The following is a 7,866-nucleotide window of genomic DNA, read 5'->3' as shown; positions in this document are numbered from 1 at the left end:
GTTGTTTTTCCTTAGCTTTATAACTAATATGACCCCAATTTGACAGAAGCATACATTCATGTTTACTACTATCTTTTGCTCATCCTGGCTAAGTTTATTAATTAACTTTACTAATTTTCGTGAAATAATAAAATTCTAAAAAATATAATATTTTAAGTGGTCGCTACACAACTATCTTCTGAATATTCGTCGACCATTGGAAATTTTTTGCTATTAACATAAGCCTTTTTCCAGGTGACCCCCGAATATTTAGAAAGTGCATAGACTCAGCAGGCATTGCCCTCATTCGTAGATCTGTTGCGCCAGATAGTTCTGGATACCTATTTGTTTGATCTCGTCGAGTTGGGCCTCGATCCAATCGATATGCTCCTCTTCTTCTTTCAGGATCAACTCAAGAAGCACTTTGGTGTTGTTATCTCCCAACTCCGTTGCCAGACGGATGCTTTCGTTGTAGCCTCGGATAGCTCCTTCTTCGGCCCCGTGGTCATGATCATGCATCTCCGGCACTTCGGAACCAATGGTAATTTGGTTCAGATTGCTGACGATTGGCTCCCCTTCGAGGAAGAGGATGCGGGCGATTAGCTTCTCGGCGTGTTTCATCTCGGCGATGGTCCGTTGCTTGATCGCCTCTTCCAGTCGCTTATAATTCCAGTTTTCGCACATTTCGGCATGGACAAAGTACTGGTTTATAGCGGTCAGCTCCTCGGCCAAACGAGCATTTAGATGTTTGATGATCTTCTCATTCCCCTTCATGCATAAACCCCCTATGCAAAAGAAATTATAGTTTTCACTGTTTATAATTTGTACTTTCTAGTAAATTTCTACATATTTGATTGACTCTCGAAATTGTTATTAGTCAATGTGATGTTTTGAGCAACTGATTCTCCGCTCTCTTTCAGACGTTTTTTGAATTTACTCTTCTTTTCATCTTTAACATTACACCTTTGCCGGTAATTATATTGTTTACAATTTTCATTTGGGCAAGCAACGTTATTAACTTGGGTTTTGGACCTAGTTTCCCCAGAAGTATTATGTAATGCATCTTATATAATACAACCTAAATATAAATAACGAATCTGTTAATATAAGTAGGGTATTCTTGATCTGCAAAAAATCCTATAGAAGGTTACATTTCAATTTTCTTGACCACGGAGATCGATCTGCTCGTTCTTTCTATGCAGCTGGTCGTAACGTGCCTGAATTTTTATTTTTAGAGACTTTTATATATTTTTTAATCTTTTTTGGGTTTTTGATTGATGACAGTCAACTACCTGTGGAATCAATGTTAAATTTTGACGATTCTTTAATATTGTAAAAATCGTCTAAAACTGTTAAATATAATGAAGCCTTTAATTATTATGGAGGAATTTTTATGGAAGGCGAAAAAAAAGTCGACGTAGACGATGGAGATATTTTTAAGTATAAATTTGGTAAGTGGGTCCTAAGCGTAGATGAATGTGCTTTTATGAGTCTAAGAGATATTGAAAAGAATAAATCTATGCGTCAATATTTGATTGAGTCAGTTGATAGTTGGGTTAACAAAAAAGAGGTATTTTTTACAGATGAATTTATTTCTGAAATGTGCGACTTTATTAAAAGCGAAAATGAAGACCTTTACTACCTTTTAATGAAGAAATGCGCTCTAAAAGGCATAAGTGTAGGGGAAGGTATATTTGAAGCACTTAATTTGTTGAATTGTGGAACAATAAATGAGCAGCAGTGCAGACAGGCTGGCGATGACTTCTCCGATGAGTGATATCTTCGGTCTGTTTTTATATCCGGAGAATTCAAGTAGATTTTATTTTTCCTATTCATCGAGTTTTTGTAGGCAGAATTGTCCGGTTAAATCTAAATCCGGACTCTTCTTTTTGATATATCTTTAAATAGAACTCACACATATTTTTTGTTGGGATAACTATGGATTACATCGAAACCTGGAAAGAAGTTATTCAAAGACCTTCTGATTTTTACAGAAAAATGCCAACAACCGGAGGATACGTTGAGCCACTCACTTTTGCAGCAATCAGCTCTCTTATATATGGGCTTTTAGCTGCACTTTTTAACCGTGAAATGATGGGAGGTATGTATGGTATGGGTGGTGGAGGATTCAGCTTTTCCACTGCACTTATGACCGTAATTATGGCCCCTATTGCAGGTATAATTTCTATCTTAATTGGAGCTGCAATAATTTATGTTATTTATAAAATTCTTGGAGGTACTGGAACTTATGAAGGCACTGTAAGATTCATATCTTACGCAAATGCCGTAATGGTGATCTACTGGATTCCTATTATAGGCTGGATTTTCGGGCTTTATGAAATATATCTTTATATCGTAGGCGGTATGTTTGTGCATAATGTAAGTATGGGGAAATCAGCAATAGCCGTACTCCTGCCTATTATTCTGGTCTTCTTACTTGCCATAATTATAGCAGTTCTGGCAGGGTTATTTGCATCTTCCAGGATTTTTCCCTTTTAATTTAATCATCTCCTTCTTGGAGACTGTTTTTTATTTTTTACCAACCATAACTTAAATTCTTTAGAATCGATTGCCTCAAGCTAAATATTTATATATTAGAAATCCCTTTAATTGATCTACACGACTAAGGCGTGATCAAAAGTGCCAAGATGGCGGAGCGGCTACGCAATCGCCTGCAGAGCGATACCATTCCGGTTCGAATCCGGATCTTGGCTTTTCTTTTAAATACTCAAACAATCTGAAATTACTCTCGTCAAAAACTACATTTGAATATACACGCTGCCAAGATGGCGGAGCGGCTACGCAATCGCCTGCAGAGCGATACCATTCCGGTTCGAATCCGGATCTTGGCTTTTCTTTTAAATAATTTTTCATTCTCTTTTACATAAACTTTTTGTTCTTTTATTCTTCTTTTGCCACAACTTTTTTATTAGATTATCTATCTTTTTTCGTTTTGTCTGCTTTAGCGAGCAGAGCGAGTGAAACAGACCTGTGATATTGCGATTATCACAACTCCAAGGAAATTTCTGATTTCCTGTAATCCCGAAGCGAAACTCAAGTACAATTTCATTCAGGTTCGAATCCGAAGCAGGGTTTTCATTTAAACACTCTATCAATCTAAATATTTATATATTAAAACGTACTTTCTTACAATACACAGACTGCCAAGGTGGCGGAGTGGTTACGCAATCGCCTGCAGAGCGATTTACTCCTGGTTCAAATCCGGATCTTGGCTTCCTTAAAATTTTAAATAATTTCCTAATTCGTTCCTTATCTTAATTTTTTTCATGGTTCTAAGGTCTTAACTTTTATAGTAGAGAAGACTAATTTCCGGCCATGGATATCGATGAACTCATGCGGAGACTTTCTGAGCTTTATCCAGAAGATTATCCAGATGGCTTTCAAGATCCTTTTTTTGTACTAATTTCCACAGTGATGTCCCATAGAACCCGGGATAATGTAACTTACCCTTCAGCAAAAAAGCTTTTTGAGAAATTTTCAACGGCTGAAGAAATGGCAGAGGCCGACGTTGTAGAGATTGAAGCTCTTATAAGAGATGTAGGTTTTTACAGGGTCAAAACAGGAAGAATAAAAGAAATTTCCAGAATCCTTCTGGAGAAACACGATGGCAGGGTTCCTGATGATATGGAAACTCTCCTTGAATTGCCTGGAGTCGGCCGGAAAACAGCTAACTGTGTGCTTGCTCATGCTTTCCTTAAGGATGCCCTGGCAGTGGATACTCATGTTCACAGGATTTCCAACAGGCTCGGGCTGGTAAAGACGAAAGTCCCTGAGAAAACTGAAAATGAACTAAAAAAGATCTTTCCGCAGAGATACTGGAAACATATAAATCTCTTGCTTGTAAAACTAGGACAAAATGTCTGTCGGCCTATTTCTCCCAGGTGTGGAGTCTGTGTCCTGAACGATATGTGTCCTAAAATTCTCCTTTAATAGGGAGTTTCCAGTAGCCCCAAAAATTCCAAAATCGGAATTATGAGGCTCTATCAGGGCTCGAAAAAACCTTCGGGACGATACGAGATTATATATATAAAGCTGGCATTTAGCAGGCAAAAGGGTTATGCCTATCCTCAATTTGATGGCAAATCAATTTCAAATATTACGTTACCTGCACGGTTATCAATATTCCGGATATGACATTTATCACATTTACGAGGTCAAATATGTTTCAAATAGGAGAAGCGTTAATGGGGCAGGGCTCAGAACTTGCCCATGTGGATTTGATGATAGGAGACAAAGGAGGTCCCGTAGGGCAGGCTTTTGCAAATGGCTTCACTCAGCTCTCAGCCGGACATACCCCACTTCTGTCCGTTATCAGGCCAAACCTGCCGCCTAAACCTTCAACCCTTATCATCCCGAAGGTTACGGTAAAAAATATGGAGCAGGCAGCAAAAATTTTCGGACCTGCCCAAGCAGCAGTTGCAAAGGCAGTAGCGGATTCTGTCGAAGAAGGTGTAATCTCAAAGGATCAGGCTGAAGACCTTGTTATTGTAGCCAGCGTCTTTATCCACCCTGATGCACAGGACTACAGTAAAATTTACAGGTACAACTACGGAGCCACAAAACTCGCAATCAAGCGGGCTCTTGCAGGCTTCCCGGATATTAACACTGTGCTTGCAGAGAGTAACAAATCCACTCATGCCATCATGGGGTTCAAGGTCACAAGGCTCTGGGATCCACCATACCTGCAGATTGCTTTTGACAATCCGAACCTCGAATTTGTGATGTCTGCTATTTCCCAGATTCCTAAAAGCGATCACGTCATCATCGAGGCAGGCACACCCCTTATTAAACGCTATGGTATGGATGTCATCTCGAAGATTCGACAGGTTAGACCCGATGCCTTTATCGTGGCTGACTTAAAGACTCTGGATACCGGAAACCTTGAAGCAAGAATGGTTGCAGACGCTGCAGGCGATGCAGTCGTGGTCTCCGCCCTTGCCCCGATCAGCACTATTGACAAGCTCATTGAGGAAGCTCATAAGACAGGTATCTATGCGGTAATGGACACTCTCAACCAGAACGACCCGATTTCTGTCTTAAAGCAGCTCAAGGTCATGCCTGATGTCATTGAACTCCACCGTGGAATTGACATCGAAAGCACTGAACATGCCTGGGGCGATATCGCCGAGATCAAGAAGGTTGCTCCAAAGGCTCTGATTGCTGTTGCAGGCGGAGTCCGTCTAGACAAAGTACCTTTGGCTCTGAGCCAGGATGCTGACATCCTTGTAGTCGGACGTGCGATCACCAATGCAAAAGATGTCAGAGAAGTTGCCGAGCAGTTCATCAACAGCCTTAACAAACCGGAAATTGATCAGTTCAGGATCATGACTGACTTCTGATCAAGTTTATGAATTTCTTATAGAAAATTCCTTATAGAAAATTGCCGGAAAAATGCTGTTGAAGAACAAAGTCATGCAGCATTTTTGGCAGAAACCTATACTAAAGAAAGCGTTGAAATACGCTTTTTCATTTTCTTTTTATTTTTCAGGAGGGGATTTCTTGGTTTTGCCATTAATTTTACTGAATTACAAGACTTATTTACAGGGCACAGGTCAGGGAGCAGTTGAAATTGCAAAAGCCTGCAGAGCTGTGTCCGAAGAATCAGGCATTGAGATTGCAGTAGCTCCCCAAATTCCGGATATTTACAGGGTAGCCTTGGAAGTTGAACTTCCAATATTTTCCCAACATCTGGACGGGATAGGGGCAGGAAGCTTTACAGGCCATATTTTCGGAAAATGCATAAAAGAAGCAGGAGCTGTCGGGACTCTGATTAACCACTCTGAAAGGCGCCTTACCCTTGCAGAGATCGAAGCGTCGCTGAAGGCTGCAAAAGAACTCGGGCTCAGGACAGTCATTTGTACTAACAATGTTCCAACGACAGTAGCAGCCGCGGCTCTCGGTCCAGATTATGTTGCAATCGAGCCTCCGGAGCTTATAGGCAGCGGAATTCCTGTCTCAAAGGCCGATCCGGAAGTCGTTAGCGACTCGGTTGAGGCAGTTGCAAAAATCAATCCCGGAGTAAAAGTGCTCTGTGGAGCCGGGATCTCTAAAGGTGAAGACCTCAGGGCAGCTCTCGACCTTGGCTCTCAAGGCGTGCTTCTGGCATCTGGAATCGTGAAAGCTGCGAACCCCAGAGCTGCACTGGAAGATCTTATCCGTCTAGTTTAAAGTTTCCTTCTGAAACTTTTTTCCCAAAAATATGGATAGAAATAGAAAACATCTGAGTAAATCCGGTAAAAAAGAATGCGGCTTCTTCAGCCGCTTTTTAAAATCTCTTTTTTGAATTACTGATACGCCAGGATAAGAGGCTTAACTGCTCTCGGGTCTCCTATTTCAATAAGAATTAAGGCTGTTTCATCCTTGAGTTTTTTATCTTTAGTCTTCAGATTTTCTATAAGAGGATCAATTGCAGGTTCTCCCATATCTATAAGTCCTTTTCTGGCACTAGCTCCAAATTCTTTATCTCCCAGTTTTGCTACAAGAATTCCTGCAGAATCCTGATTTTTGGTTTTGCCAAGTGCAAGAAAAGCTTCCTTTCTTATATTTACATCTACGCTCGTGTCGTCAAATACTTTCTTGAGAGTTTCTAATGCTTCGGGATCTCCTATTTTTCCCAGGGCTAACGCTGCAGCTATCCTGACAGAAACTTTTTCCCCATTATCGGTCAGTACACCGGTTAAAGTCTCAGTTGCTTCAGTGCTTCTGATTTCTCCAAGGGCAAGAACAACGCTTTTTCGGAGGTCTTCATTTGTGTTTATGGAATCTTTTGCTCTTTCTCCGGAAAGTTTCCCGCTGTTCAGGACTTCTATCAGGGGCTCTACTGCCGTTTCATTTCTTAGTTTTCCTAACCACAGGGCTGCGCTACTCCTCATACCGGCTTTATTGTCTCGCAGTCTATCAATAAGAGGTTTTACGGCTGTTTCTTTTCCTATTTTCCCAATGGCAATGGCAGAATTGATCCTGACGGTATCGCTCTCACCGTCTTTCATTTGTTTCAGCAGGATTTCTACTGCCCTTTCATCTCCAATTTCTCCAAGTGCAAAGGCTGCACTGCTTTGTACCGGAGGATAATCCCGGGTCAAAATCCCTATCAGAGGATCTACTGCTGCCTTTTCCTTTCTCTCTCCAAGAGCCATTATAGCTGTAATCCTCGCGCTTCCACTTTCGCTTTTAAGAGCTTTAAGAAGCTTTTCGGTTTCGCTTCCTGGCTCTTCAGGTCCAAATTGTGAAAATACAATGGAATCATAGATACTGGAGTTCTGTTCTTCTGCTGTAAGGGCTGCTTCAAGAGAATCTGTTTTTTCTTTGTATTCCATATTAAGAGAATCTGCAAGATTTTTTCTCATTGTTTTATCTTTTGCTTCTAAAGCCTGCAAAATATCATCTGAGACGTCTAGTTTCCATTCTTCGGTTGTACTCTCGTTTGCAGCCTTATTTGATGCCTCCTTTTTTCCAAAGTTTCCGGAAAGGATATTCTCTGCTCTGCTATCCCCGGTTTCAAGAAGTGCAAGAAGTATGTAACTATTTGTTTTCTCCAAGTTCGAAGCGTTTGACTCGATTTTTTCAACAAGAGAATTGGCTGCAGGCTCTCCAAATTTCCCAAGTTCGGCTGCGGCGTTTAATCTCGTTTCAGGGTCGCCGGTCTCCAGCTTGTTTGTGAGATTTATGATCAGACTTTCGCTTGAAACTCCAGTTTTTGTTTGGGTGTACGTTTCATTTCGACTGATCTCAATAAACCTATCACTATTTGATAAAAGTGAAAAAAATATGGAAAGAATGATGAGGACAAATAAAAGAGAAATTTTCCATCTAACTTCGGACATCATACTATCTTTTTTTTTATTGTTTATATCACTTTCTCTTCTT

At 40.6% G+C, this 7,866-nt stretch carries 7 protein-coding genes and 3 tRNA genes; 8 read left to right on the top strand and 2 right to left on the bottom strand.

Going from position 1 to position 7,866, the window contains the following annotated elements; translation table 11 throughout:
* Window positions 1-282: 282 nt before the first annotated feature.
* Window positions 283-753, bottom strand: coding sequence for a bacterioferritin (gene bfr, locus RG963_RS07435; RefSeq protein WP_310575633.1), 471 nt, complete (start codon window positions 751-753; stop codon window positions 283-285).
* A 619-nt stretch (window positions 754-1,372) separates the two neighbouring features.
* On the opposite strand from bfr, the gene RG963_RS07430 reads away from it, so the two are divergent.
* The 8 genes from RG963_RS07430 (at window position 1,373) to tpiA (ending at window position 6,168) form a co-directional block, all read left to right on the top strand.
* Window positions 1,373-1,756, top strand: coding sequence for a hypothetical protein (locus tag RG963_RS07430; RefSeq protein WP_310575632.1), 384 nt, complete (start codon window positions 1,373-1,375; stop codon window positions 1,754-1,756).
* Window positions 1,757-1,917: 161 nt separating this feature from the next.
* Window positions 1,918-2,478: a YIP1 family protein gene (locus RG963_RS07425; protein ID WP_310575631.1), complete on the top strand. Its 561-nt coding sequence runs from the start codon at window positions 1,918-1,920 to the stop codon at window positions 2,476-2,478.
* Between the two features lie 143 nt (window positions 2,479-2,621).
* Window positions 2,622-2,693 (top strand) — tRNA-Cys (locus RG963_RS07420).
* A 66-nt stretch (window positions 2,694-2,759) separates the two neighbouring features.
* A tRNA-Cys gene (locus RG963_RS07415) sits at window positions 2,760-2,831 on the top strand.
* A gap of 311 nt (window positions 2,832-3,142) precedes the next feature.
* Window positions 3,143-3,214 (top strand) — tRNA-Cys (locus tag RG963_RS07410).
* A 101-nt stretch (window positions 3,215-3,315) separates the two neighbouring features.
* Window positions 3,316-3,930, top strand: a complete 615-nt coding sequence (locus RG963_RS07405; protein ID WP_310575630.1) for an endonuclease III domain-containing protein — start codon at window positions 3,316-3,318, stop codon at window positions 3,928-3,930.
* 230 nt (window positions 3,931-4,160) lie between these two features.
* Window positions 4,161-5,339, top strand: a complete 1,179-nt coding sequence (locus RG963_RS07400) for a bifunctional 5,6,7,8-tetrahydromethanopterin hydro-lyase/3-hexulose-6-phosphate synthase (RefSeq protein ID WP_310575629.1) — start codon at window positions 4,161-4,163, stop codon at window positions 5,337-5,339.
* A 160-nt stretch (window positions 5,340-5,499) separates the two neighbouring features.
* On the top strand, window positions 5,500-6,168 hold the full coding sequence (gene tpiA / locus RG963_RS07395) for a triose-phosphate isomerase (protein ID WP_310575628.1): 669 nt from the start codon (window positions 5,500-5,502) through the stop codon (window positions 6,166-6,168).
* A gap of 116 nt (window positions 6,169-6,284) precedes the next feature.
* On the opposite strand, the gene RG963_RS07390 is transcribed toward tpiA, so the two are convergent.
* Complete coding sequence (locus RG963_RS07390) at window positions 6,285-7,826, bottom strand: HEAT repeat domain-containing protein (RefSeq protein WP_310575627.1); 1,542 nt, start codon at window positions 7,824-7,826, stop codon at window positions 6,285-6,287.
* Window positions 7,827-7,866 lie beyond the last annotated feature (40 nt).

The organism is Methanosarcina baikalica (assembly GCF_031461075.1).
Lineage (GTDB): Archaea > Halobacteriota > Methanosarcinia > Methanosarcinales > Methanosarcinaceae > Methanosarcina > Methanosarcina baikalica.
The sequence above is the reverse complement of the archived record's forward strand: the minus strand, read 5'-3'. Positions and strand labels throughout refer to the sequence as shown.